The sequence below is a fragment of the Streptomyces sp. NBC_00078 genome, assembly GCF_026343335.1.
In the GTDB taxonomy this organism is placed as follows: Bacteria; Actinomycetota; Actinomycetes; order Streptomycetales; family Streptomycetaceae; genus Streptomyces.
Genome location: NZ_JAPELX010000001.1, coordinates 5239001 through 5262728, shown reverse-complemented (window position 1 = coordinate 5262728; position 23728 = coordinate 5239001). Strand labels below are relative to the sequence as shown.

General features: G+C 69.6%; 23 protein-coding genes. 10 read left to right on the top strand and 13 right to left on the bottom strand.

Going from position 1 to position 23728, the window contains the following annotated elements; all coding sequences use genetic code 11:
• Positions 1-8 precede the first annotated feature (8 nt).
• Both OOK07_RS24595 and OOK07_RS24590 read right to left on the bottom strand, forming a co-directional pair.
• Positions 9-1703 carry a BACON domain-containing protein gene (locus OOK07_RS24595; protein ID WP_266798523.1) on the bottom strand — a complete coding sequence of 565 codons (1695 nt, stop codon included), beginning with the start codon at positions 1701-1703 and terminating at the stop codon, positions 9-11.
• Positions 1704-1865: 162 nt separating this feature from the next.
• Entirely contained in the window at positions 1866-3092 is a 1227-nt protein-coding gene (locus tag OOK07_RS24590) for an IS110 family RNA-guided transposase (RefSeq protein WP_266801861.1), read from the bottom strand.
• 320 nt (positions 3093-3412) lie between these two features.
• Here OOK07_RS24590 and radA point away from each other — a divergent pair, with 320 nt between their 5' ends.
• Both radA and disA read left to right on the top strand, forming a co-directional pair.
• On the top strand, positions 3413-4822 hold the full coding sequence (gene radA, locus OOK07_RS24585; RefSeq protein WP_266682915.1) for a DNA repair protein RadA: 1410 nt from the start codon (positions 3413-3415) through the stop codon (positions 4820-4822).
• 81 nt (positions 4823-4903) lie between these two features.
• A complete protein-coding gene (gene disA / locus OOK07_RS24580) occupies positions 4904-6028 on the top strand; it encodes a DNA integrity scanning diadenylate cyclase DisA (RefSeq protein WP_266519052.1) in 1125 nt (374 codons plus the stop codon).
• Between the two features lie 244 nt (positions 6029-6272).
• On the opposite strand, the gene OOK07_RS24575 is transcribed toward disA, so the two are convergent.
• Positions 6273-7094: a hypothetical protein gene (locus tag OOK07_RS24575; protein ID WP_266682914.1), complete on the bottom strand. Its 822-nt coding sequence runs from the start codon at positions 7092-7094 to the stop codon at positions 6273-6275.
• Positions 7095-7260: 166 nt separating this feature from the next.
• Here OOK07_RS24575 and OOK07_RS24570 point away from each other — a divergent pair, with 166 nt between their 5' ends.
• The 5 genes from OOK07_RS24570 (at position 7261) to cseC (ending at position 11762) form a co-directional block, all read left to right on the top strand.
• Positions 7261-8208, top strand: coding sequence for an HhH-GPD family protein (locus tag OOK07_RS24570; RefSeq protein WP_266682913.1), 948 nt, complete (start codon positions 7261-7263; stop codon positions 8206-8208).
• 262 nt (positions 8209-8470) lie between these two features.
• Positions 8471-9010, top strand: coding sequence for a SigE family RNA polymerase sigma factor (locus tag OOK07_RS24565; protein ID WP_266519041.1), 540 nt, complete (start codon positions 8471-8473; stop codon positions 9008-9010).
• Complete coding sequence (locus tag OOK07_RS24560) at positions 8998-9660, top strand: hypothetical protein (RefSeq protein WP_266798520.1); 663 nt, start codon at positions 8998-9000, stop codon at positions 9658-9660. The genes OOK07_RS24565 and OOK07_RS24560 overlap by 13 nt, the downstream gene beginning before the upstream one ends.
• A gap of 48 nt (positions 9661-9708) precedes the next feature.
• Entirely contained in the window at positions 9709-10413 is a 705-nt protein-coding gene (gene cseB, locus OOK07_RS24555) for a two-component system response regulator CseB (RefSeq protein ID WP_266519037.1), read from the top strand.
• A gap of 11 nt (positions 10414-10424) precedes the next feature.
• The gene (gene cseC, locus OOK07_RS24550) at positions 10425-11762 is read left to right on the top strand and encodes a two-component system sensor histidine kinase CseC (RefSeq protein ID WP_266682911.1); all 1338 of its coding nucleotides are present in this window, start codon (positions 10425-10427) and stop codon (positions 11760-11762) included.
• A gap of 16 nt (positions 11763-11778) precedes the next feature.
• On the opposite strand, the gene OOK07_RS24545 is transcribed toward cseC, so the two are convergent.
• From OOK07_RS24545 to OOK07_RS24530, 4 genes are all read right to left on the bottom strand, one after another.
• The gene (locus OOK07_RS24545) at positions 11779-12624 is read right to left on the bottom strand and encodes a class I SAM-dependent methyltransferase (protein ID WP_266798517.1); all 846 of its coding nucleotides are present in this window, start codon (positions 12622-12624) and stop codon (positions 11779-11781) included.
• Positions 12621-13055: a VOC family protein gene (locus OOK07_RS24540; protein ID WP_266682909.1), complete on the bottom strand. Its 435-nt coding sequence runs from the start codon at positions 13053-13055 to the stop codon at positions 12621-12623. The genes OOK07_RS24545 and OOK07_RS24540 overlap by 4 nt, the downstream gene beginning before the upstream one ends.
• 60 nt (positions 13056-13115) lie before the next feature.
• Positions 13116-13547, bottom strand: coding sequence for a helix-turn-helix transcriptional regulator (locus OOK07_RS24535; protein ID WP_266682908.1), 432 nt, complete (start codon positions 13545-13547; stop codon positions 13116-13118).
• 110 nt (positions 13548-13657) lie between these two features.
• Positions 13658-15238: an MDR family MFS transporter gene (locus OOK07_RS24530; protein WP_266798515.1), complete on the bottom strand. Its 1581-nt coding sequence runs from the start codon at positions 15236-15238 to the stop codon at positions 13658-13660.
• Between the two features lie 123 nt (positions 15239-15361).
• Between OOK07_RS24530 and OOK07_RS24525 the strand changes: the two genes are divergently transcribed.
• Complete coding sequence (locus OOK07_RS24525) at positions 15362-15958, top strand: TetR/AcrR family transcriptional regulator (RefSeq protein ID WP_266682906.1); 597 nt, start codon at positions 15362-15364, stop codon at positions 15956-15958.
• Positions 15959-15984: 26 nt separating this feature from the next.
• Here OOK07_RS24525 and OOK07_RS24520 read toward each other — a convergent pair whose 3' ends face one another.
• Positions 15985-16722, bottom strand: coding sequence for a M23 family metallopeptidase (locus OOK07_RS24520; RefSeq protein ID WP_266682905.1), 738 nt, complete (start codon positions 16720-16722; stop codon positions 15985-15987).
• Between the two features lie 660 nt (positions 16723-17382).
• Between OOK07_RS24520 and OOK07_RS24515 the strand changes: the two genes are divergently transcribed.
• A complete protein-coding gene (locus OOK07_RS24515; RefSeq protein WP_266682904.1) occupies positions 17383-17982 on the top strand; it encodes an HAD family acid phosphatase in 600 nt (199 codons plus the stop codon).
• A gap of 133 nt (positions 17983-18115) precedes the next feature.
• On the opposite strand, the gene OOK07_RS24510 is transcribed toward OOK07_RS24515, so the two are convergent.
• Positions 18116-20644 carry an ATP-dependent Clp protease ATP-binding subunit gene (locus OOK07_RS24510; protein ID WP_266682903.1) on the bottom strand — a complete coding sequence of 843 codons (2529 nt, stop codon included), beginning with the start codon at positions 20642-20644 and terminating at the stop codon, positions 18116-18118.
• Positions 20645-21085: 441 nt separating this feature from the next.
• On the opposite strand from OOK07_RS24510, the gene OOK07_RS24505 reads away from it, so the two are divergent.
• Complete coding sequence (locus OOK07_RS24505; protein WP_266798512.1) at positions 21086-21685, top strand: SCO3374 family protein; 600 nt, start codon at positions 21086-21088, stop codon at positions 21683-21685.
• 8 nt (positions 21686-21693) lie between these two features.
• On the opposite strand, the gene OOK07_RS24500 is transcribed toward OOK07_RS24505, so the two are convergent.
• From OOK07_RS24500 to OOK07_RS24485, 4 genes are all read right to left on the bottom strand, one after another.
• The gene (locus OOK07_RS24500) at positions 21694-22029 is read right to left on the bottom strand and encodes a histone-like nucleoid-structuring protein Lsr2 (protein WP_266682901.1); all 336 of its coding nucleotides are present in this window, start codon (positions 22027-22029) and stop codon (positions 21694-21696) included.
• 308 nt (positions 22030-22337) lie between these two features.
• Positions 22338-22889: an amino-acid N-acetyltransferase gene (locus tag OOK07_RS24495; RefSeq protein WP_266798510.1), complete on the bottom strand. Its 552-nt coding sequence runs from the start codon at positions 22887-22889 to the stop codon at positions 22338-22340.
• A gap of 9 nt (positions 22890-22898) precedes the next feature.
• Positions 22899-23342, bottom strand: coding sequence for a BlaI/MecI/CopY family transcriptional regulator (locus tag OOK07_RS24490; protein ID WP_266682900.1), 444 nt, complete (start codon positions 23340-23342; stop codon positions 22899-22901).
• A 142-nt stretch (positions 23343-23484) separates the two neighbouring features.
• A complete protein-coding gene (locus OOK07_RS24485) occupies positions 23485-23664 on the bottom strand; it encodes a hypothetical protein (protein ID WP_266798508.1) in 180 nt (59 codons plus the stop codon).
• Between the last annotated feature and the right edge of the window lie 64 nt (positions 23665-23728).

The following is a 23728-nucleotide window of genomic DNA, read 5'->3' as shown; positions in this document are numbered from 1 at the left end:
GCCCGCACTCACGACGTCGCGGGGCTCGGATCCTCGCCGCCTGTGGGGGGTGGCGTCGAGCCGGTCGGGGCCGTCGGGGCGGAGGCCGTCGGCGTGGGGTCCGGGCCGGGCGAGGAGGGCGGAGCGCTCGGGGTGGGGTCCGAGGGTGCCGAGGCGGTCGGGGTCGGGTGGGGCGAGGGCGGGGGGTCCTCGGGGCCGCTCGGACCGGGGGCCGGGGGGCTGGGCGCGGTGCCGTAGCCCTCGATGGTCACGACGGCGCCGGCCGGTGCCACCGCCACCTGCGCGTGCCAGGGGCCGGACGGCTCGCGCAGATGGTCGACGTACACCTTGATCGTCAACGATTCGCCGGATGCGAGCGTTCCCGACGACCGGCTCAGGTAGAGCCAGGAGGCTCCCGTGGACGCGGACCAGCGCACCGGTGCGGATCCGGTCGCGGTGAGGGTGACGAGCGTGGTGTCGCCGTCGTTGCCGGCCGAGACGTCGAGGTGTCCGGCGCTCTTTCCCCTGGCGCCGGCGACGCTGAGGACCTCCACGGAGACGTCCGGTTCGTTGCCCTTGGCGAAGCGGCCGCCGGGCGTGGTGCGGGCGTTGCCGGCGTTCTCGTAGCCGCCCGCCGCCTCTCCGGCGAGGCTGTCGGGGCCGTGTGCCTCGCTGGCGGTGGCGGAGCGGCCGTCGGTGCCCGCGTCTGCCGGTGATCCCCGGTAGGCGGCCCACAGGGCGAGCACGGGGGCAGCCACCACGGTGGCGACGACCGTCGTGGTGACGGCACGCGCGCGTAGGCGGTCCCGGCGGGCGGCGCGGTCCTTGGGGTCCATCGGGAAGCCGCGCCGGTCGAAGCGGGGGACGGCGGTGCCACGCGCGCGTGGAGGGTGGGCGAGCGCCGCGTACAGGGCCGCGCCGGGTGCCTCCAGGACGGGCAGCTCGGCAGGGGTGACCATCACACCGGGCCAGCGGCCGGGGATCGCGCGCTCGGCGCTGCGGCGGCAGCGCGGGCAGTCGTCGACATGCCGGACGAGCTCCTTGCGCAGGGCCGAGCTGAGCACCAGCTGGTTGTCCCCGGTGAGCCGGGCGACGCTCGGGCAGGCGCCGGTCTCGACGACGGCGAGGGCCGCGCGCGTGCGCTCCACCTCGCAGGCGGCGGACGCGAGCAGTTCGCGTGCGGTGGCGAGGTCCATGCCCAGCACGGCGGCGACCTCGTGGGCGGCGAGGTGGTGGCGCACGGCGAGTTCGAGCGCCTCGCGCTGTTCCGGCGTGGTGCCGGCGGCCTCGGGCCAGGCGAGCAGGGCGAGTTCGCCGCGGCGCTGTTCCTGGACCTCGTCGGCCACGGGAGGTTCGGCGGAGCGCTGCCGCTCGGCGCCGCCCCGGCCCGCCGCGTGGGTGCTCAGACGTTTCTGCTTGGCCTCGGCCAGCTTGCGCAGACAGGCCCAGCGGGCCAGCGCGTACAACCAGGCCCGGCGGTCCCCCGACGTCTCGGGGCCGCGACGCCGCTCGGCGAGCGCGAGGGCCTCGCCGAGCGCCGCGGTCGCCGCGTCGTGGTCGCACAGCACGGACAGGCAGTAGGTGAACAGCCCGTCCAGATACGGCTCGTAGCGCGCGGGCGGCCGCTGCGCCAGCGTGCGCGCCGCAGCGCGGTCGCGCGCCTCCCGGCGCGCCCGATGTGCGCCGGTGATGCGGGTCGAGGTCTCCGGACTGCTGCTCGTCATCCGTGGACCGTAGGCGGCGGAGACCTGGGCCTTCCTCCCCCTTGACCACATTTACTCCGTACGGGTGAAACGATCCCTCAATAGGGGACAGGAACGTTTCGTTTCGTGGCTGGTTCGCGGTGTGACGGCTGGTTCAGGTCAGACACCCCATGTCGTTTGGTGTCAAGCGGCAGGGGTGTGGGCGTGGTGCGACCAGGCGGTCGCTTCGTCGTAGAGGGTTCGGGTCTTGAGGCATCCGTGGAGGATGCCGACGAGGCGGTTGCCGAGCTGCCGCAGGGCCGGGTTGTAACCGGCCTCGCGGGCGCGTTGTTTGTCGTAGTAGTGGCGGGCGCCGGGCGAGGCGCGCAGGGCGGAGAACGCCTGGGTCTGCAACGCATCGGCGAGCCGGTTGTTGCGGACGTATCGGGCCTGGACGGTATGGCTCTTGCCGGAGGCCCGGGTGATGGGGCTGGTGCCGGCGTAGTTCTTGCGGGCTTTGGCGGACGCGTAGCGGGTGGGGTCGTCCCCGAACTCGGCGAGCACCCGGGCGCCGGTGATCTCCGCGATGCCGGGCATCGAGAGGTAGATCTCAGCGTCTGGGTGCTTGAGAAAATGGGCCCTCACCTGCCCTTCCAGGTCGGCTATCTGCTCGTTCAGGGCGATCAGCAGCTTCGCGTGAGCGGTGACGGTGGCCGCGTAGGCGGTCGTGACCGGCTCGGGCAGGCCCAGCTGCCGTTCGCGCAGCGCGGCCTGGATCGTGGCCGCTTTCGCGTCCCGGTTGCGCCGGCGGGCACGGGCCAGAACGGCGGTGATCTGGGCACGGGTCAACTTCGCCCCGGCCGCCGGGGTAGGGGCCTTGATCAGCAGTTCCAGGGCGTCCGTGCTGGTCAGTGTGAGGTCCGCGTAGGCGGCCAGGGCGGCGGGGAAGTACTCGCGCAGCGTGCTGCGCAGCCGCTGGAACGTGCGAACGCGTTCCCAGATCAAGGTCTGGTGGGCGCGGGCGACGACCTTGACGGCCTGCGCCTGCTCGCTGTCCCCGGCCACCGGCCGCAGCTGGGCCCGGTCGATGCGGACCATGTCCGCCAGCGCGTGCGCGTCGCCCCTGTCGCTCTTGGCGCCGGAGGAGGCATAGCGTTCCTTGAACCGGGCGACCTGCCGCGGGTTGATGGCATAGACCTGGTAGCCGGAGGCGATCAGGGCCTGCACCCAGGAGCCGCGGTCGGTCTCGATCCCCACCACCACGTCGGCGGCATCCAGGCCCTCGCCGCCGTGCTTGGCCAGGAGCTCGTGCAGCTTCGCGATTCCCTCCACGCCCTCGGGCAGCCTCGCCGCGGCGAGTTTTCGGCCTGCCTCGTCCTGGACCTCGACGTCGTGGTGGTCTTCGGCCCAGTCATCGCCGATCAGCAGCAACTCGTCCTCCTGGTCAGGTGCTTTGCTCCATGCAGCCTGCGGAAGGCACGGCACGCGGCCTAATGGATCCAGTGCTCACGCCCCACTGCCCGGCGGGCACGCCACCCCATCAACGGTCTGGCCTCCCGGCCGACCAGCAGGGGCACGGTCTGACCTCAGAAGTCGAATGCTTCCGGCGTCGGTAGTGCTCACCTGCTGGCGGCTACGGACCCGAGCATTCCCCGGCTCCGTAGCTCCCATTAGGCACCGCGGCTCATGCGCTCGGTACGGGCGCCCCACTCGGACCCGCGTTGTCAGTGCCGGCGGTTACGGTTCTCGACATGGCTGCCCGTACCAAGACCACCAAGGACCGTCCGTCCTACCGCTGCAAGGAGTGCGGCTGGCAGACGGCCAAGTGGCTCGGCCGCTGCCCCGAGTGCCAGGCCTGGGGGACGATCGAGGAGTACGGCGCGCCCGCGGTCCGTACGACGACTCCGGGCCGCGTCACCACGTCCGCGGTGCCCATCGGCCAGGTCGACGGCCGCCAGGCCACCGCCCGCTCGACCGGCGTGCCCGAGCTGGACCGGGTGCTCGGCGGCGGGCTCGTACCCGGCGCGGTGGTGCTGCTCGCGGGCGAGCCCGGCGTCGGCAAGTCGACGCTGCTGCTGGATGTCGCGGCCAAGTCGGCGAGCGACGAGCACCGCACGCTGTACGTCACGGGTGAGGAGTCGGCGAGCCAGGTGCGGATGCGCGCCGACCGCATCAAGGCCATCGACGACCATCTGTATCTCGCCGCCGAGACCGATCTGGCCGCAGTGCTCGGGCACTTGGACGCGGTGAAGCCGTCGCTTCTCATCCTCGACTCCGTGCAGACCGTCGCCTCCCCGGAGATCGACGGCGCCCCCGGCGGCATGGCGCAGGTCCGCGAGGTCGCCGGCGCACTCATCCGCGTCTCCAAGGAGCGCGGCATGTCGACACTCCTTGTGGGCCATGTCACCAAGGACGGGGCGATCGCGGGCCCGCGCCTTCTGGAGCACCTCGTGGACGTCGTCCTGAGCTTCGAGGGCGACCGGCACGCGCGCCTGCGTCTCGTACGGGGCGTCAAGAACCGCTACGGCGCCACGGACGAGGTCGGCTGCTTCGAACTGCACGACGAGGGCATCACGGGCCTTGCCGACCCAAGCGGACTTTTCCTGACCAGGCGTGACGAACCGGTCCCCGGCACCTGTCTGACGGTCACCCTGGAGGGCCGCCGCCCCCTTGTCGCCGAAGTCCAGGCGCTCACCGTCGACTCGCAGATCCCCTCCCCACGGCGTACGACGTCCGGTCTGGAGACCTCTCGCGTCTCGATGATGCTCGCGGTGCTGGAGCAGCGCGGCAAGATCAGTGCGCTCGGCAAGCGGGACATCTACTCCGCGACGGTAGGCGGAGTGAAGCTCTCCGAGCCCGCCGCCGACCTCGCCGTCGCCCTCGCGCTGGCGTCGGCCGCGAGCGACACCCCGCTGCCCAAGAACCTGGTCGCGATCGGTGAAGTCGGCCTCGCGGGCGAGGTCAGACGGGTCACGGGCGTCCAGCGCCGGCTCAGCGAAGCGCACCGTCTCGGCTTCACTCATGCGCTCGTTCCGGGCGACCCCGGCAAGATCCCTCCGGGCATGAAGGTCCTGGAAGTAGCCGACATAGGGGACGCTCTGAGGGTCCTTCCGCGCTCCCGTCGCCGAGAGGCCCCACGGGACGAGGAGGACCGCCGGTAGACTTTGCCCTGGTCTCGCCCATCCGTACGAACCAAGTGTGCGAAACGGGGGCGTCCCAGAACCTGCGACCGGAGGAGTGCAGTGGCAGCCAACGACCGGGCAGCAGCTCCCGGAAAATCCGGTGGGAGTTCCGGTGCCGATGGCCTGATGCGCGCCTCGCTGAGCGCCGTGGCTCCCGGTACCGGCCTGCGCGACGGCCTTGAGCGCGTACTCCGCGGCAACACCGGCGGACTCATCGTGCTCGGTTTCGACAAGACCGTCGAGACGATGTGCACGGGCGGTTTCGTGCTCGACGTCGAGTTCACGGCCACGCGCCTGCGCGAGCTGTGCAAGCTCGACGGCGGCATCGTGCTGTCCTCGGACCTGTCGAAGATCCTGCGGGCGGGCGTGCAGTTCCTGCCCGACGCGACGATCCCGACCGAGGAGACCGGCACCCGGCACCGTACGGCGGACCGCGTCTCGAAGCAGGTGGGCTTCCCGGTCGTCTCGGTCTCCCAGTCGATGCGCCTGATCGCCCTGTACGTCGACGGCCAGCGCCGCGTCCTGGAGGACTCCGCGGCGATCCTGTCCCGCGCCAACCAGGCCCTGGCGACCCTGGAGCGCTACAAGCTCCGCCTGGACGAGGTCGCGGGCACGCTGTCGGCGCTGGAGATCGAGGACCTGGTGACGGTCCGCGATGTGTCGGCGGTGGCCCAGCGTCTGGAGATGGTGCGCCGCATCGCCACCGAAATCGCCGAATACGTGGTCGAACTGGGCACCGACGGGCGTCTGCTGGCCCTGCAGCTCGACGAGCTGATCGCGGGCGTGGAGCCCGAGCGCGAGCTGGTGGTCCGGGACTACGTCCCCGAGCCCACGGCCAAGCGCTCGCGCACGGTCGACGAAGCGCTCTACGAACTCAACGCCCTCGCCCACGCCGAGCTTCTCGAACTGCCCACGGTGGCACGGGCGTTGGGATACACCGGAGCCCCGGAAACCCTGGACTCGGCGGTCTCGCCGCGCGGCTTCCGCCTGCTGGCCAAGGTGCCACGCCTGCCGGGCGCCATCATCGACCGTCTCGTGGAGCACTTCGGCGGCCTGCAGAAGCTGCTCGCCGCGAGCGTCGACGACCTGCAGACCGTCGACGGCGTCGGCGAGGCACGGGCCCGGAGCGTGCGCGAGGGACTGTCCAGACTGGCGGAGTCGTCGATCCTGGAGCGGTACGTCTGAGATGTGCGTACTGGGCGGTACGCCCGGGCGGTACGTCTGAGCAGTGCGTCTGAGCAGTGCGTCTGAGCAGTGCGTCTCGGCGGAAACGCCAGAGCGGCACGCCCAGCCGTATGCCCGAGCGGTATGTCTGAGCAGTGCCTCTCGGCGGTACGTCTGAGCGGTACGCCCGGCCCGTACGCCGAGCCGTACGCCTAAGAGGTACGTCCGAGCGGTGCCCTGTCCGGGGAGCGCCCGGGGAAGGCCCTCAGTCCGCCTTGATCAGGAAAGACGTCTGCGCCTTCGCGTACCCCGCAGCCGTCGCCTCCACCAGGTACGTGCCGGGCCCGGCCGATCCCGCCGGGGGCGTCGCGCACTCAGGAGCGCTCGGCTTGCGGTCCCACTTCAGGGTGTACGTGATGCTGCTGCGCGCCGGCGCCCGAAACACCAGGCTGCCGGAGCCCTCGGGGCAGTCGGCCGAGGACCAGTAGTCGTCGTCGCTGCCGGCCTCGGTGATCGTCAACACCGCGCTCTTCGGCCCGAGATCGATCTTGCAGTCGCCGGCGGAGGAGTTCGTCGCGGTCAGCAGCAGGGTGGGCGTCTGGCCGGGCGAGTACGTGTTGCGGAGGCTGCGGACGGTCAACTCCACGCCGCTCGCGGTGCAGTTGGGCAGCGTGGAATCCGTCGCGACCGTGTCGTCCCTGCCGACCCCGATGCTGGGGCCGCCACCGGCCGCACCACCGCCACCCGCGCCTTCGGAACCGCCGGTCCCGGCACCGGAACCCGTCCCCGAGCCACCGGACCCCGAACTCCCCCCGGAATCCGACCCGCTGGAGCCGCCGCTCGACTCGTTCCGCCCGCCCGGCGCCTGGCTGATCGCGGGCCCCGAACCCGAGGGCCCGGGCGTGATCGTCGAGGGGGAGGGATTCTTGTTGCTGGAGCCGCCGTTGTCCTTCTTGCCGCCGCCGCCCGACGTGACGATCCACGTGCCCAGCAGCGCCAACAAGGCGCACACAGACACGAGTACGGCCCTCCGGCGCCAGTAGATGGTGGAGGGAAGCGGCCCGACAGGATTGCGCAGAGATCCCACGGCGCAAACTGTACGAGAGATCCAGGCGTTCGCTTGCCCCACCCGCCGCCAGTACGTCAACTTTTCCGGATCATCATCCCGGTTCGCAGGGCGTGCAGGCCCGCACGACGCACCGCACGCGCGACGACCGCCCAACCGCCCGGCGCCATGGCAGGATCGGTAGGCCATGACTGCGCCAACGAAGCCCCCGCACAGCAGCCCCGCCGACGACGCTGCCGACGCCCTCGCGGGCTCCCCTCTCGGCGAGGACCTGCACTCCCCCGTCATCGACTGGTTCGACGAACACGCCCGTGACCTTCCGTGGCGGCTCCCGGAAGCCGGCCCCTGGGGCGTGATGGTCAGCGAGTTCATGCTGCAGCAGACACCGGTGAGCCGCGTGCTGCCCGTGTACGAGCAGTGGCTGGCCCGCTGGCCGCGCCCCGCCGACCTGGCCCAGGAGGCCCCCGGCGAGGCGGTCCGCGCCTGGGGCCGGCTCGGCTACCCGCGCCGCGCCCTCAGGCTGCACGGCGCCGCCGTGGCCATAACGGAGCGGCACGGCGGGGACGTACCCACCGACCACGCCCAACTCCTCGCGCTGCCCGGGATCGGCGAGTACACGGCCGCGGCGGTCGCCTCGTTCGCGTACGGGCAGCGGCACGCCGTGCTCGACACGAACGTCCGCCGGGTCTTCGCGCGCGCGGTGACCGGCGTCCAGTACCCGCCGAACGCGACCACCGCCGCCGAACGCAAGCTCGCCCGCGCCCTGTTGCCCGAGGACGAGCGGACCGCCGCACGCTGGGCCGCCGCCTCCATGGAACTCGGCGCACTGATCTGCACCGCCAAGAACGAGACGTGCCGGCGCTGTCCCATCGCCGCGCAGTGCTCGTGGCGGCTGGCGGGCAAGCCCGAACACGCGGGGCCGCCGCGGCGCGGGCAGACGTACGCGGGGACGGACCGGCAGGTGCGCGGCAAGCTGCTCGCCGTACTGCGCGAGTCCCATGCACCCGTGCCGCACACGGTCCTGGACCGGGTGTGGCACGAACCGCTGCAGCGCGCGCGGGCGCTCGACGGACTCGTCGCGGACGGTCTCGTGGAGCCGCTGTCCGGTGGTTTGTATCGGCTGCCGTTGACGTAACCGCTCGTAACGTCACGCCGCATCACGCTCCATCACCCTGCCAAATCACCCCATAGCCACATGATTAGGCGCACCTGTTTACCCCGTTCCTACGTCCGTTACACAACCGACGGACAGCTGATTGCTAGCCGAGCGCTGCTTCGGACAGCGCCGTGACAACACCTCCGTAGCTTCATTTGTGTGCCCGGCAGAAGCGGGCTGTTACGGAACAGACCGACGGCGATCAAGCCGGCCGGGAACGGGGATCGGGAGGCGGTTCGAGATGGCGCAGGGCGAGGTGCTCGAGTTCGAGGAGTATGTCCGCACGCGACAGGACGCGCTGCTGCGCAGCGCCCGCCGGCTGGTCCCGGACCCGGTGGACGCCCAGGACCTGCTCCAGACGGCGCTCGTGCGGACCTACGGCCGCTGGGAGGGCATCGCCGACAAGCGCCTGGCGGACGCCTACCTGCGCCGCGTGATGATCAACACGCGGACCGAGTGGTGGCGGGCCCGGAAACTGGAGGAGGTCCCCACCGAGCAGCTGCCGGACGCCTCGGTCGACGACAACACCGAGCAGCACGCGGACCGGGCGCTGCTCATGGACATCATGAAAGTTCTCGCACCCAAGCAGCGCAGTGTGGTTGTCCTGCGACACTGGGAGCAGATGTCAACGGAGGAGACGGCCGCCGCACTCGGCATGTCGGCCGGAACGGTCAAGAGCACGCTGCACCGGGCGCTCGCCCGGCTCCGCGAGGAGCTGGAGAGCCGCGATCTGGACGCACGCGCGCTGGAGCGTGGGGAGCGGGAGCGTTGCGCGGCCTGACCGGGGCCGGGCCCGAACGGGCCCGAGGCAGTTCACAGGCGGTGATCACGGTGGGGGCCGTGTTCGCCGTCGTCGCCCTTGTCACCACCGCGTGCGGCACGGGGGGCACCGGGGCCCGGGACGAGGGCCCGGCGCACGCGACCGCGGTCGCGGAAGCCGTCGCCTCCCCCTCACCGAGCCCGTCCGGCGGCTACCGGCGGGTGGACGCGGTCTCGCTGGTCAAGGAGGACCCGAAGGTCTCCGCCACGGTGAAGCGGGAGCTGAAGCCGTGCAACGCCGACCACTACCCGGTCGAGGTCTCCTACGGCTATCTGACCGGCGGCTCCGTCAACGACGTCCTCGTCAACATCTCAAGCTGCGGTGACTTCGTGGGCATCGCCACGTACGTGTACCGGGACGTCAAGGGCACGTACGAGAATGTGTTCAAGGCGGAGGAGTCGCCGGTCTACGCCGAGATCGACGGCACCGACCTGACCGTGGCCAAGCAGGTGTACGACACGGACGACGCGGTTTCGAACCCGTCCCGAGAGACCGTGACCACGTACAGATGGAAAGCGGGCCGGTTCGCCCAGCGCAGCACCCACGAAACCGACTACAGCGAGCTCGACTCCGGCGACGACGACACGCCCACGCCCGCGCCGGACCACTGACCCCCCACACGCACACACACGCACACCACGAGGACAGAGAGCAACGGGATGGCAGAGCAGACCCACGTCCTGTTCGTCGAGGACGACGATGTCATCCGTGAGGCCACCCAGCTCGCCCTGGAGCGGGACGGCTTCGCGGTCACCGCCATGCCCGACGGCCTGTCGGGTCTGGAGGCGTTCCGGGCCGACCGCCCCGACATCGCCCTGCTGGACGTGATGGTCCCCGGTCTGGACGGCGTCAGCCTGTGCCGTCGGATCCGGGACGAGTCCACCGTTCCGGTGATCATGCTGTCGGCGCGCGCCGACTCCATCGACGTCGTCCTCGGCCTGGAGGCGGGCGCCGACGACTATGTGACCAAGCCGTTCGACGGGGCCGTGCTGGTCGCGCGGATCCGGGCCGTACTGCGCCGCTTCGGACACGCGGGCGGCAGCGACCGGACCGAGATCGCGGAGGACCCGCTGACCGGTGCCGTGCTCACCTTCGGGGACCTGGAGGTCGACACCGAGGGCATGGAGGTGCGCCGGGCCGGGCAGCCGGTCGCGCTCACCCCGACCGAGATGCGCCTGCTGCTGGAGTTTTCCTCCGCGCCGGGCACCGTGCTCTCCCGCGACAAGCTGCTGGAGCGTGTCTGGGACTACGGCTGGGGCGGGGACACCCGGGTCGTCGACGTGCATGTGCAGCGGCTGCGGCAGAAGATCGGCCAGGACCGGATCGAGACGGTCCGCGGCTTCGGCTACAAGCTGAAGGCCTGAGCGGGGCGGTCATGCGGCGGATCCTTCGCTCCCCGGTCCGGCGCATGGAGCGCGCGGGCCTGCGCACCGGGCTCAGATGGAAGCTCAGCGCGGCGATCGCGCTGGTGGCCGGCCTGGTGGCGATCACTCTGAGCTTCGTGGTGCACAACGCGGCCCGGGTCTCGATGCTCGACAACGCGCGCGACCTGGCCAATGAGCGCGTCCAGATCGCGCAGCGCAACTACGACCTGAACCGGCGGCCGAACTTCCCCAACATCAAGATCGACGACCCCGACCTGCCGGACGCGCTGCGCGACAAGGTCCTGGATGGCCGCAAGGCCAGCGACGTCACCGACCATGGCGGGGTGCCGGACATCTGGGCGGCCGTGCCGACCAAGGACGGACGGGTGCTGTCCCTGCACAGCCGTGTGCCGGACCGGTCCACGAATGTGATGAAGGACCTCGACCAGGCGCTCGTCATCGGCTCCGTGGCGGTCGTGTTCTGCGGCAGCGCGCTCGGCGTCATGATCGGCGGGCAGCTGTCCCGGCGGCTGCGCAAGGCGGCGGCCGCCGCGAACCAGGTCGCCAAGGGCGAGACCGACGTCCGGGTACGGGAGGCCATCGGCGGGGTCGTACGGGACGAGACCGACGATCTCGCGCGCGCGGTGGACGCCATGGCGGACGCGCTGCGGCAGCGGCTGGACGCCGAGCGGCGCGTCACCGCGGACATCGCGCACGAGCTGCGCACTCCGGTCACGGGCCTGCTGACGGCCGCCGAACTGCTCCCGCCCGGCCGCCCCACGGAGCTGGTCCTGGACCGCGCGAGGGCCATGCGCACCCTCGTCGAGGACGTGCTGGAGGTGGCCCGCCTCGACAGCGCCTCCGAGCGGGCCGAGCTGCAGGACATCGTGCTCGGCGAGTTCGTGACCCGGCGGGTGGCGGCCAAGGACCCGGCCGTCGAAGTGCGGGTGGTGCACGAGTCGATGCTCACGACCGACCCGCGCCGCCTGGAGCGCGTGCTGTTCAACCTGCTCGCCAACGCCGCTCGGCACGGCAAGCCGCCGATCCAGGTCACCGTCGAGGGCCGGGTCATCCGGGTCCGCGACCACGGCCCCGGCTTCCCCTCCGACCTCCTGGCCGACGGTCCGAGCCGCTTCCGCACGGGCAGCGCCGACCGCGCGGGCCACGGCCACGGCCTCGGCCTGACGATCGCTGCCGGCCAGGCCCGCGTGCTGGGCGCCCGGCTGACCTTCCGCAACGTACGCCCGGCGGGCGCACCGGATCACGTACCGGCGGAGGGCGCCGTGGCGGCGCTGTGGCTGCCGGAGCATGCGCCGACGAACACGGGCACCTACCCGATGCTGCCGTAGGGCCCTTCACAGGCTCTCAGGTGGTGGCGACCAGCAGTTCCTCCCCTCTCGACGGCCGCAGCCCGTCCGTCCGGCCCGCGAAGTACCGCTGTTCGAGATCCGCCGCCGAGATGTGCCGGACCTCCCGGAAGCCGGTCTCGCGGGCCAGGGCGAGGATCTGCGGCGGCCGGTAGAAACTGAGGAAGGGGGTCCCGGCGGCGCGGGCGCCCTTCATGGCGATCCTGAGCTGTGGCTGCTCCTCCGGTTCGACGTCCTCGATCGGCCGGAGGAAGGTCGTGACCAGCGTCGAGCCGGGGGTGAGGCCCGCGACGAGCCGGAAGGTGGCCTCGATCGCCTCCGGGGTCAGATACATCGTGACGCCGGCGGAGGCCACCACGGCGGGCCGACCGGTGTCGAGCCCGGCCCCGACCAGCTGCCCCCACCAGTCCCCCTCGAAGTCGACCGGCACGAGCCGCAGCCACTCGGGCACTCCGAAGCCGAGGTCCGAAAGACGCCGCCGCTTCCAGGCCTGCGGCCCGGGCCGGTCGACCTCGAACACCCGAAGCCCCCGGGTGCCGACCTCCGGCCGCCGCTGCGCGAACGTATCGAGCCCGGCACCGAGGACGACGTACTGATCCACGCCCTCCTCCGCCCGCTCCACGACCAGATCCTCGACGAACCGGGCCCGGGCCACGATGGACGCCCTGGTGCGGCGTGTGGCGTGCACGTCCATGTCGGGCCGGTCGCGCCACCCGTCACCCGAATCCACGAGCCGCAGCCCGATCTCGTCCTCCATGACGTACGGCGGTGGATCGGCCCGCAGATGCAGGGCCCGCCACAGGGCCACGCGGACGGCTGTGTGCTCGGCGGCGACGGTGGTCACCCGAAGTCCTTCGTGAAGTCGAGTCCCTCGCTGCGCTCGGTCAGTGAGTACCAGTTGCCGTTGTCGTCACGGAAGATCGCCTCGATGCCGTACGGCCGCTCCTGCGGATCCTGCAGGAACTCCACGCCGCGCGCCTTGAAGGTCTCGTAGTCCCCGCGGCAGTCGTCCGTGCGGAACGCCCCAGCGCCCAGCACCCCCTTGCTGACCAGCCTCCTCAGCGCCTCGGCGGACTCCGGGTCGAGGCCCGGGCCGTCCAGGCTCATCAGGGCCAGCTCGACCCCCGGCTGGTCCTTGGCGCCGACGGTGATCCACTTCATGTCTCCCATGGAGACGTCGTCCCGCAGCTCGAAGCCCAGCTTCTCGGTGAAGAAGGCCTTGGTGCGCTGCTGGTCGAAGGTCCATACGGTGCTGATGCCCAGGCCCAAGATCATGGTTCTGCTCTTTCCGGCTCGGTTCCGGTGTTCTGTCCGTCACCGTAGGCAGGGCGGGGGTCAGGACGCTTCTTCAGAGTTGCGCTCCTGAATCGCCGCCCGGCGCGGGAAGCCGCCGGCCCACAGCATCGCGTAGCAGCCCGGTATCAGCGCGGCCCCGCGGCCGACGTGCATGGTCCGGTACTCGCTCGGCGTCAGCCCTGTGCGGTCCTTGAAGCGGGCCGAGAACGTGCCGAGGCTGCTGAAGCCGACCAGATGGCAGATCTCGGTGACGCTCAGATCGGCGCTGCGGAGCATCTCCTCGGCCCGCTCGATGCGGCGGTGCGTCAGATAGTGGCCGGGCGTCTCGTCGTACGCCGCCTTGAAGGCCCGTAGAAAGTGGTAGCGCGAGTACCCGGCGTGCGCGGCCACCGCGCCAAGGTCCAGCTCAGGATCGGCCCAGTCGCGGTCCATGGCGTCCTTGGCCAGCCGCAACTGCCGCATCTTGTCCATGAGCCCGATGGTCGCACGGGGCACTGACAACGCCCCCCCCCGAGCCGTGTCAGGCATGAGGAAGGCCCCCGGGGCGGACACCTGCCGGGGGCCTTCGGCTCACTGTGGGATCAGACGGCCTCGACGACCGACGGCTGCACTGCCGCGCCGTCCGCCGGACCCTCCTCCGGCTTCGGTCCCGTCCCGCGCAGCGCGACCTCCTTCACGAAGACCGCCGCCACCAGCGCGACCACCGCGACGATCGCGCCGAGCAGGAAGGCCGAGTGAGTGCCCGCGGACACCGCGTGCTGGTACGCCTCGCGCACCGCCGTCGGCAGCTTCTCCAGGCTCTTCGCGTCCAGCGACGCCGACTTCTCGGTGATCTTCGCGCCCAGCGCCCCGGCCCGCTCGGTCATGACGTCCTGGACGCGGTTGTTGAACAGGGCACCCATGATCGCGACTCCGAAGGAGGAGCCGAGCGTACGGAACAGGGTGGTCGACGAGGACGCGACGCCCATGTCCTTCATCTCGACGCTGTTCTGCGCGACCAGCATGGTGATCTGCATCAGGCAGCCCATGCCGAGCCCGACGACCGCCATGAACACACCGGACATGAACCGCGAGGTCCCGGTGTCCATCGTGGACAGCAGGTACAGCCCGACGATCATCAGGGCGCTGCCGACGATCGGGAACACCTTGTACTTGCCGGTGTTGGTGGTCACCCGGCCGGCCACCATCGAGGTGACCAGCATCGCGCCGAGCATCGGCAGGAGCAGCAGCCCGGAGTTGGTCGCGGAGGCACCCTGCACGGACTGCTGGTACAGCGGCAGGAACAGCGTCGCGCCGAACATCACGAAACCGGTGATGAAGCCGATGACCGACATCAGCGTGAAGTTGCGGCTGCGGAAGATGTGCAGCGGCACGACCGGCTCCGCCGCCTTGGTCTGCCAGAACACGAACCCGATCAGCGCGGCCACACCGATGCCGATGAGCTCCATGATCCGCGCGGAGGTCCAGGCGTACTGCGAACCTCCCCAGGTGGTGACGAGCACGATGGAGGTGATGCCCACGGTCAGCAGCACGACACCGAGGTAGTCGATGCCCGCCTGGGAGCGCTTCTTCGGCAGGTGCAGCACGACGCTGATGAGAGCGAGCGAGACCACGCCGAGCGGCAGGTTTATGTAGAAGGACCAGCGCCAGCCCCAGTTGTCGGTGATGGTGCCGCCGACCAGCGGACCGCCGATCATCGCGAGCGCCATGACGCCGGCCATCATGCCCTGGTACTTGCCGCGCTCCCGCGGCGGAATCAGGTCACCGATAATCGCCATGACGCCGACCATCAGGCCGCCGGCGCCGAGACCCTGCACGGCCCGGAAGCCGATCAGCTCGCCCATGTTCTGGGCCATGCCGCTGAGCGCGGAGCCGATCAGGAAGATCACGATCGAGGTCATGAAGGTGGCCTTGCGGCCGTACATGTCACCGAGCTTGCCCCAGACCGGGGTGGACGCCGCGGTGGCCAGCGTGTACGCCGTCACCACCCAGGCCAGGTGCTCGAGTCCGCCGAGCTCGCCCACGATCGTCGGCATCGCCGTGCCCACGATCATGTTGTCGAGCATCGCGAGCATCATGGTGATCATGAGCGCGAGCAGCACCACACGCACGCTCTTCGGTTGTTTCTCGGGCTTCGTCTCGACCGTCTGTGTGTCCGCCATCGTCCCCACTCCCTGGGCGTTCCCCCCGGCCAGCTACTTACTTGCCGCCCGGCTAGTTGACTACACTGGGAAGGTAGACCCGCAACTAGCCGGGCGTCAAGTAAGTTTCTCGGGAGTGCAAGGATGGGCGGCACCATGGACGGCACCAAGCATCAGCGCCGCGGAGACACCCGCCAGCGCATCCAGGACGTGGCGCTCGAACTCTTCGCCGAGCAGGGCTACGAGAAGACGTCGTTGCGCGAGATCGCCGAGCGCCTCGACGTCACCAAGGCGGCGCTCTACTACCACTTCAAGACAAAGGAAGAGATCCTCGTCAGCATCTTCGAGGACCTCTCACAGCCGATCGTGGAACTGATCGAGTGGGGCGGGAAGCAGCCGCAGTCGCTGGAGACCAAGCACGAGATCATCCGCCGCTACAGCGACGCCCTCGCCGGCGCGACCCCGCTCTTCCGCTTCATGCAGGAGAACCAGGGGACGGTGAAGGAACTGAGCATCGGCGAGACGTTCCGCAGCCGCATGATGGGCATGCGCGACATCCTCGTCGACCCGCAGGCCGAGCTGATCGACCAGGTCCGCTGCGTCAGCGCGATGTTCACGCTGCACGCCGGGATGTTCGTCCTCAACGACGTCGAGGGCGACCCCGAGGACAAGCGCAGGGCGGTCCTCGAAGTCGCCACGGACCTGGTGACCCAGGCGCACCAGGCCTCGCACCCGTCCTAGACGCTCCCTCCCCGGACGCGCCCGCCCTAGAGGGACAGGCCCTTGGCGCGCAGGAAGGCGACCGGGTCGACGGCCGAGCCGAAGTTCGGGGTCCTGCGGATCTCGAAGTGCAGGTGCGGGCCGCTGGAGTTGCCCGTGTTGCCGGACCGGGCTATGTGCTGGCCGGTGGCGACGACCTGGCCGACCCTGACGTCGATCCGCGACAGGTGGGCGTACTGCGAGTAGGTGCCGTTGCCATGCCTGATGACGATGGCGTTGCCGTACGCGGGGCCGTCGCCGGCGCCGTTCCCGCCGGCCTTGACGACCGTACCGCCGTGGGCGGCGACGACGTCCGTGCCGCTGGACACGGCGAAGTCCTGCCCGCTGTGGGTGGACTGCCACATACCGCCGGCCTGGTTGAACTTCGCGGACAGCTTGTACTTCTTCACCGGGTGCACCCAGGAGACGGCCTTCTTGGCCGCGGCCGCCTTCTTGGCAACGGCCGCCTTCTTGGCAGCGGCGGCCTTCTTGGCAGCGGTCTTCTCCGCGGCCGCCTGCGCCTTCACCTTCGCGCTCGCCGCGGCCTTGGCGGCCTTGGCCTGCGCGGCGGCCTGCGCCTCGACGGCACTCGCGGCGCTCGCGGCGCTGGAGGCGGAGGTGGCATCGGCGGCTGCCGCGACCCCGGCACCCAGCACGACCGACACTCCCAGGCCGGCGGCCAGGACGGCTGCGCGGGTGCGGAGCTGGGACGTACGGGAGGAACGGGACGTGACACGCGAAGACATAGAAACCTCGGGAAGACGGGGACAGAAGAGCCACCCGGCGCACAGGCGGCCGTCGGGTGGACCATCCCTTGGTAACCCGGAGACCCACGGAGCCCAAAACCTGTGATCTACGACGGAAGCTAGTACTTCACCGCAAAACTTCCCACTCCTTGACACAACGCCCATCAGGGACAGACGGGAATCCGATCCGGCCCACGACGGCAAAACCGCCCCTGAGGTTCCTAACCAAAAATCCTTTTTGCCCACATCGGGGCTGCCACTATCCGCCCTAGTAACGGACAAATCGCCTGTGCGGCATGTCACCGGCCCGCAAGATCCACACTCTCCGCGATATGACCGGGACTACCTTGCCGTCCCTCAACCAGGCCCCAGGGAAAGCCGCATGGATGACCCGAGGGTCATGACACCGCGGGCTAGCGCCAGGTCCGGTTCACGGTCACCGTCCCCCGCGCCCGACTCGCCCGACTCCCCCGACTCGCCCGCCCGAACGGCCAGATCTGCTACGGGACTTGACGCCTCCCGGTCGGTAATGTTCATGCCATCATGTGACGCACGTCTCTGGTCACCTACCCTTCAGTAACCCTACGGTTCCCCTTGCGCCACCCTCGCCACCGAACATGCACCAGACAACGGCAGACGGACGTGAGAGGACCCCCACACATGAGAAGCCGACGCCCCTGGGCGCGCCGCGCAGCGGTCACCGCAGTCTCCGCTTCCGCCCTCATGGCACTGGCCGTCCCCGCCAACGCGGCGACGAGCACCGAGGACGTCGACCATGCGACCTGGCAGAAGGACTGCCAGACGGTGATGGATCAGGCCCTGCCCTATCTGAAGCAGCGCATCGCCGCGGCCGGACCCGGCGAGAAGCAGGCGATCGTCTTCGACATCGACAACACCACGCTGGAGACCGACTTCGGCTTCAGCTTCCCGCAGCCGGCCAACAAGCCCGTCCTGGACGTCGCCGAGTACGCCCAGGCGCACGGCGTCTCCCTGTTCTTCGTCACCGCCCGCCCCGGCATCATCTACGCGCCCACCGAGTGGAACCTCGAGCACGACGGCTACGACGTCTCCGGTCTCTACGCCCGCGGTCTGTTCGACCTGTTCAAGGACGTCGCCGCCTACAAGACCGCCCAGCGCGTCGACATCGAGAACAAGGGCTACACGATCATCGCGAACGTCGGCAACAGCGCCACCGACCTGTCGGGCGGCCACGCCGAGAAGGCGTTCAAACTCCCGGACTACGACGGCCAGTTGTCCTGAGAACCGGGTGGGCTCCAGCCGTCGCGGAACGCATGCGACGACGGCTCTCCCCCACCCTCCCTTCCTCCGACCATGCGAAGAGGGCCGGTGCCCGAACGGCACCGGCCCTCTTCGACGGCTCAACCCCGCAGGGTCACGCCTCCTTGCTCAGGTTGGGTCCTGCCCCACCCGCGGCCTGCTCGATCGGCGGGGCGTCGGGCAGTGCCGACTTCTCCTCGCCGCGGAAGGTGAAGGTCTTGGTCTCGCCCTCGCCCTCCGTGTCGACGACCACGATGTGACCGGGGCGCAGCTCGCCGAAGAGGATCTTCTCCGAGAGCGTGTCCTCGATCTCGCGCTGGATGGTGCGACGCAGCGGACGCGCACCCAGCACCTGGTCGTAGCCCTTGGTGGACAGCAGCTCCTTGGCGGACTGGGAGAGCTCGATGCCCATGTCCCGGTCCTTGAGGCGCTCGTCCACCTTGGCCACCATCAGGTCGACGATCTTGAGGATGTCGCCCTGGGTCAGCTGCGGGAAGACCACCACGTCGTCGACGCGGTTGAGGAACTCGGGACGGAAGTGCTGCTTGAGCTCGTCCGAGACCTTGTTCTTCATGCGCTCGTAGTTGGACTTCTTGTCACCCGAGGCCGCGAAGCCCAGGTTGAAGCCCTTGGAGATGTCCCGGGTGCCGAGGTTGGTGGTCATGATGATGACCGTGTTCTTGAAGTCCACGACCCGGCCCTGGGAGTCGGTCAGGCGACCGTCCTCCAGGATCTGCAGCAGCGAGTTGAAGATGTCCGGGTGGGCCTTCTCGACCTCGTCGAACAGGACGACGGAGAACGGCTTGCGGCGGACCTTCTCGGTCAGCTGGCCGCCCTCTTCGTAGCCCACGTATCCGGGGGGCGAACCGAAGAGACGCGACACCGTGTGCTTCTCGCTGAACTCCGACATGTCGAGGGAGATCAGCGCGTCCTCGTCACCGAAGAGGAACTCCGCGAGGGCCTTGGACAGCTCCGTCTTACCGACGCCGGACGGGCCGGCGAAGATGAACGAACCGCCGGGGCGCTTCGGGTCCTTGAGGCCCGCACGCGTACGACGGATCGCCTTCGACAGCGCCTTGACGGCGTCGACCTGGCCGATGACACGCTTGTGGAGCTCGTCCTCCATGCGCAGCAGACGCGAGGACTCCTCCTCGGTCAGCTTGAAGACCGGGATGCCGGTGGCCGTCGCGAGGACCTCGGCGATCAGCTCACCGTCGACCTCGGCGACGACGTCCATGTCGCCGGCCTTCCACTCCTTCTCCCGCTTGGCCTTGGCGGCCAGGAGCTGCTTCTCCTTGTCGCGGAGGGAGGCGGCCTTCTCGAAGTCCTGCGAGTCGATCGCGGACTCCTTGTCGCGGCGCACGCCCGCGATCTTCTCGTCGAACTCGCGCAGGTCCGGCGGCGCGGTCATCCGGCGGATGCGCATCCGGGAGCCGGCCTCGTCGATCAGGTCGATCGCCTTGTCCGGCAGGAAGCGGTCCGAGATGTACCGGTCGGCCAGGGTGGCGGCCTGGACCAGCGCCTCGTCCGTGATGGAGACACGGTGGTGGGCCTCGTACCGGTCACGCAGACCCTTGAGGATCTCGATCGTGTGCGGCAGGGACGGCTCGGCGACCTGGATGGGCTGGAAGCGGCGCTCGAGGGCGGCGTCCTTCTCCAGGTGCTTGCGGTACTCGTCCAGCGTGGTGGCGCCGATGGTCTGCAGCTCACCGCGGGCCAGCATCGGCTTCAGGATCGAAGCCGCGTCGATGGCGCCCTCGGCGGCACCCGCACCGACCAGCGTGTGCAGCTCGTCGATGAACAGGATGATGTCGCCGCGGGTGCGGATCTCCTTGAGGACCTTCTTCAGGCGCTCCTCGAAATCACCGCGGTAGCGGGAGCCGGCGACCAGCGCGCCGAGGTCCAGGGTGTAGAGGTGCTTGTCCTTGAGGGTCTCGGGCACCTCGCCCTTGACGATGGCCTGGGCGAGGCCTTCGACGACGGCGGTCTTGCCGACGCCGGGCTCACCGATCAGGACCGGGTTGTTCTTCGTACGGCGGGACAGCACCTGCATGACCCGCTCGATCTCCTTCTCGCGCCCGATGACCGGGTCGAGCTTGGACTCACGAGCGGCCTGGGTGAGGTTCCGGCCGAACTGGTCGAGGACCAGGGACGTCGAGGGGGTGCCCTCGGCAGGGCCGCCACTGGCGCCGGCGGTCTCCTTGCCCTGGTAACCGGAGAGCAGCTGGATGACCTGCTGCCGCACCCGGTTGAGATCGGCACCCAGCTTGACCAGGACCTGGGCGGCGACGCCCTCGCCCTCACGGATCAGGCCGAGCAGGATGTGCTCCGTGCCGATGTAGTTGTGGCCCAGCTGAAGGGCCTCCCGGAGCGACAGCTCCAGGACCTTCTTGGCACGGGGGGTGAAGGGGATGTGCCCGGACGGGGCCTGCTGGCCCTGGCCGATGATCTCCTCCACCTGCTGGCGGACCGCCTCGAGCGAAATCCCGAGGCTCTCAAGGGCCTTGGCGGCGACACCCTCACCCTCGTGGATCAGGCCCAGGAGGATGTGCTCGGTGCCGATGTAGTTGTGGTTGAGCATCCGGGCTTCTTCCTGAGCCAGGACGACAACCCGCCGCGCGCGGTCGGTGAACCTCTCGAACATCGTTAATCGCTCCTCAGAGCGGTCAGGCAGTGGGGGGAACTTCCCCTCTCTGTCCTTCCGCAGCTTAGTCCCGCAAGCGGGGACCGCTCATTCCAACTGCCGACACCGGACCGAGAACCAACACTGCCTCCTGACCCCGAACGCCGACATCTGCTCCAACCCGATGGTGCGAGACGATGTTCCCGCAGGCCAGGTGGTTACCCTCACCATCAGTACGCCGATGGCGAACGTGAGACGCCCTGTCCTGCGTGTCGCCCCCTCCCACTAGGGATGTCTTACCCGCTGGGACTGACACTCCATGCCGCGCGCACCCGTTCCCTCCGCTACGGGCGAACAACCTTGCGCCACCCCATACCCCCGCGCGCCCTTATTTCCGGCACTCTGCGCATCCACTAGAACACCCAGCGTAACTCGGAGGCCCTTGCGACAGTTGCGCTTGGCATGGTTGGCAGCCTCCCTGCGGTCCCGCTCCCCCGTCGGCCGCTCGATCCGGTGGTTCCGGTCGATCGCACCCGGCGTTGGTACGAGAACGAACTGGGCTGGGCGACCGTGCCCGCGCGGGCGGAACATCCTGGAGCTCCGGTACGGCTTCGCGTGGGCGACCGCTTCGACGTCCTGGAGATGCCGGCCGAGGCGGGCATCGCGGGCCTGCGCCATCTCGCGCCGGCATCGCCGGTGGCCGTGCAGGGCGGCCGGATGCGGCTGCTGGTGGCCGCGGGGAGCGCCAACGAGTTGCCGGGGCTGCTGGACTGGCTGGAATGGGGCGCGCTCACGCTCGATCTGACCGCGACCGGCCTGGGCGGCGTCATGGAGGCGCCGTTGCCGCCCCGGGTGGGGCGTCCGGGCACCCTGCAGGGGGCCGCCGTGTGGCTGCGGCCCCCCGAGCCGGGGCGCGAGGTCGAGGCCTCGCTGCCGGCACTGTCGGCCGTGGGGGGCGGTGGTGGCGCCCCCGATCTCGTACGACTCGTGGACACGGTGGCGACACATTGCCACCGGTTGCGGCTGCGGCGCGTGTGCGCCGAGCCCTTGGCCCTGCCGTAGGCCATCGATCAGGCGTTGGCCTTCTCGTAGGCCTCGCGGATGGACGCGGGAACACGGCCGCGGTCGTTGACCTCGTAACCGTTCTCCTTCGCCCACGCGCGGATCTGCGCGGTGTCCTGGCTGCCACCGGAAGCGGCGCGCGCCTTTCCGCGTCCGCCCGAAGCACGGCCGCCGGTACGACGACCACCCTTCACGTAGGCGTCGAGAAGGCCACGGAGCTTGTCCGCATTGGCGGTCGTGAGATCGATCTCGTAAGTCTTGCCGTCCAACGCGAACGTGACGGTCTCGTCCGCCTCGCCGCCGTCGAGGTCATCGACAAGAAGGACCTGAACCTTCTGTGCCACCGGATTTCCTTTCATCGATAACTTGAGGGCCGGGGGCCTGCGGCGTCCGCCGTTTCGCCGTCCCCTGTTATATGCAGTACTGCAGTACGTCGGAAAGCAAACCGCTTTTGGGGGAAAAACACAAACCCCTCGGAGAGACCGGCTGAGAGACCGGCCGAAGGCGGACTGAGAGGCGGGCCGAGAGAGCGGCCGTGCGATCGCTGCGAACCAAGCGGGAGACGGGCGGCCCATCCCGTCCGGAAACATACGCGTTTCGGACATAGGGAACCTGGGCACGGCCCGGCGGAATACACCGCGGTGATCGGCGATCACAGATGCAGAAGCATCCGGCTGTTGCCCAAGGTGTTCGGTTTCACCCGTTCGAGACCCAGGAACTCCGCTACGCCCTCGTCATAGGAACGCAGTAGCTCCGCGTAGACATCGGTGTCGACGGGTGTCTCTCCGATCTCGACGAAGCCGTGCTTGGCGAAGAAGTCCACTTCGAAGGTCAGACAGAAAACGCGCCGAACGCCCAGCCAGCGCGCGGTGTGCAGCAACTTCTGCAGCAACTGGTGTCCGACCCCGGCGCCCTTCATGCCGGGCTTCACGGCGAGAGTACGCACTTCCGCGAGGTCTTCCCACATCACGTGCAGCGCACCGCAGCCGACCACCTCGGCGTTGTCGTCCCGTTCGGCGATCCAGAACTCCTGGATGTCCTCGTAAAGCGTCACCGTTGCTTTGTCGAGCAGGATGCTGCCGCGGACGTACGTGTCAAGGAGACGGCGCACGGCCGGGACATCGCTGGTGCGGGCCCTCCGGACAGTGATGGCTTTAGCGCTGGCTTCGGGGCCTTCGGGGCCTTCGGGACTCTCTGCTGACATGTGCGGACGCTATCGCCCGTCGCGCTCCTGCGCCGACCCGGGGTTCTCACGGGCGGTTTCGCCGCCGGTATCCGGGGCCGCTTCGGGTGTTTCCGGGCCTTGGACCATGCGTACGGCGTCGCTGAGGGCCTGTCGCTGTTCCTCGCTCATCATCCCGAAGAAGGCGACGAGAGCGGCGGCGGGGTTGTCGCTCTGCGACCAGGCTTCGTTCATCAGAGCAGCCGCGTAGGCGGCCCTGGTGGAGACGGCCTCATATCGATAGGCCCGGCCTTCGGCCTCTCGGCGCACCCAGCCCTTCTGATGGAGATTGTCCAAAACGGTCATCACCGTGGTGTACGCGATGGACCGTTCCTGCTGAAGGTCTTCCAGGACTTCTCGAACGGTCACCGGGCGGTTCCACTTCCACACCCGCGTCATGACCGCGTCTTCGAGTTCTCCCAATGGGCGAGGCACAGCTCAGCACAATAGTGGGAGAACTCCCCATTGGCATGCCGGACGTGCGCATTTACCAACAAACAGGAACAAAAAGGGCGTAAGGCCCGGAAAGCGCGAGCGCGCGCGGGAGCCGTACGCCGGTGGGGCGCCGAGGGAGGGGTCAGCCGTCGGCCTTCGGGGAGCCCGCCCGGGCCCCCTCGGTGCGCGCGAGGACGGCGTCGACGGCCGCGTCCTCCTTGGCCTTGCTGGCCCCGCCCTGGGTCTTCACGATCACCCGGATCACGCCGATGAAGAACACGGCCATGACGATCGGGGGCACAAGCGCGGAGACGTAGTCCATGTGTCCAGGGTAGCCACGGGCCGCACGGGCGGACGGGGCGGGGCTGGTGAGGTTCCGGGCGGTT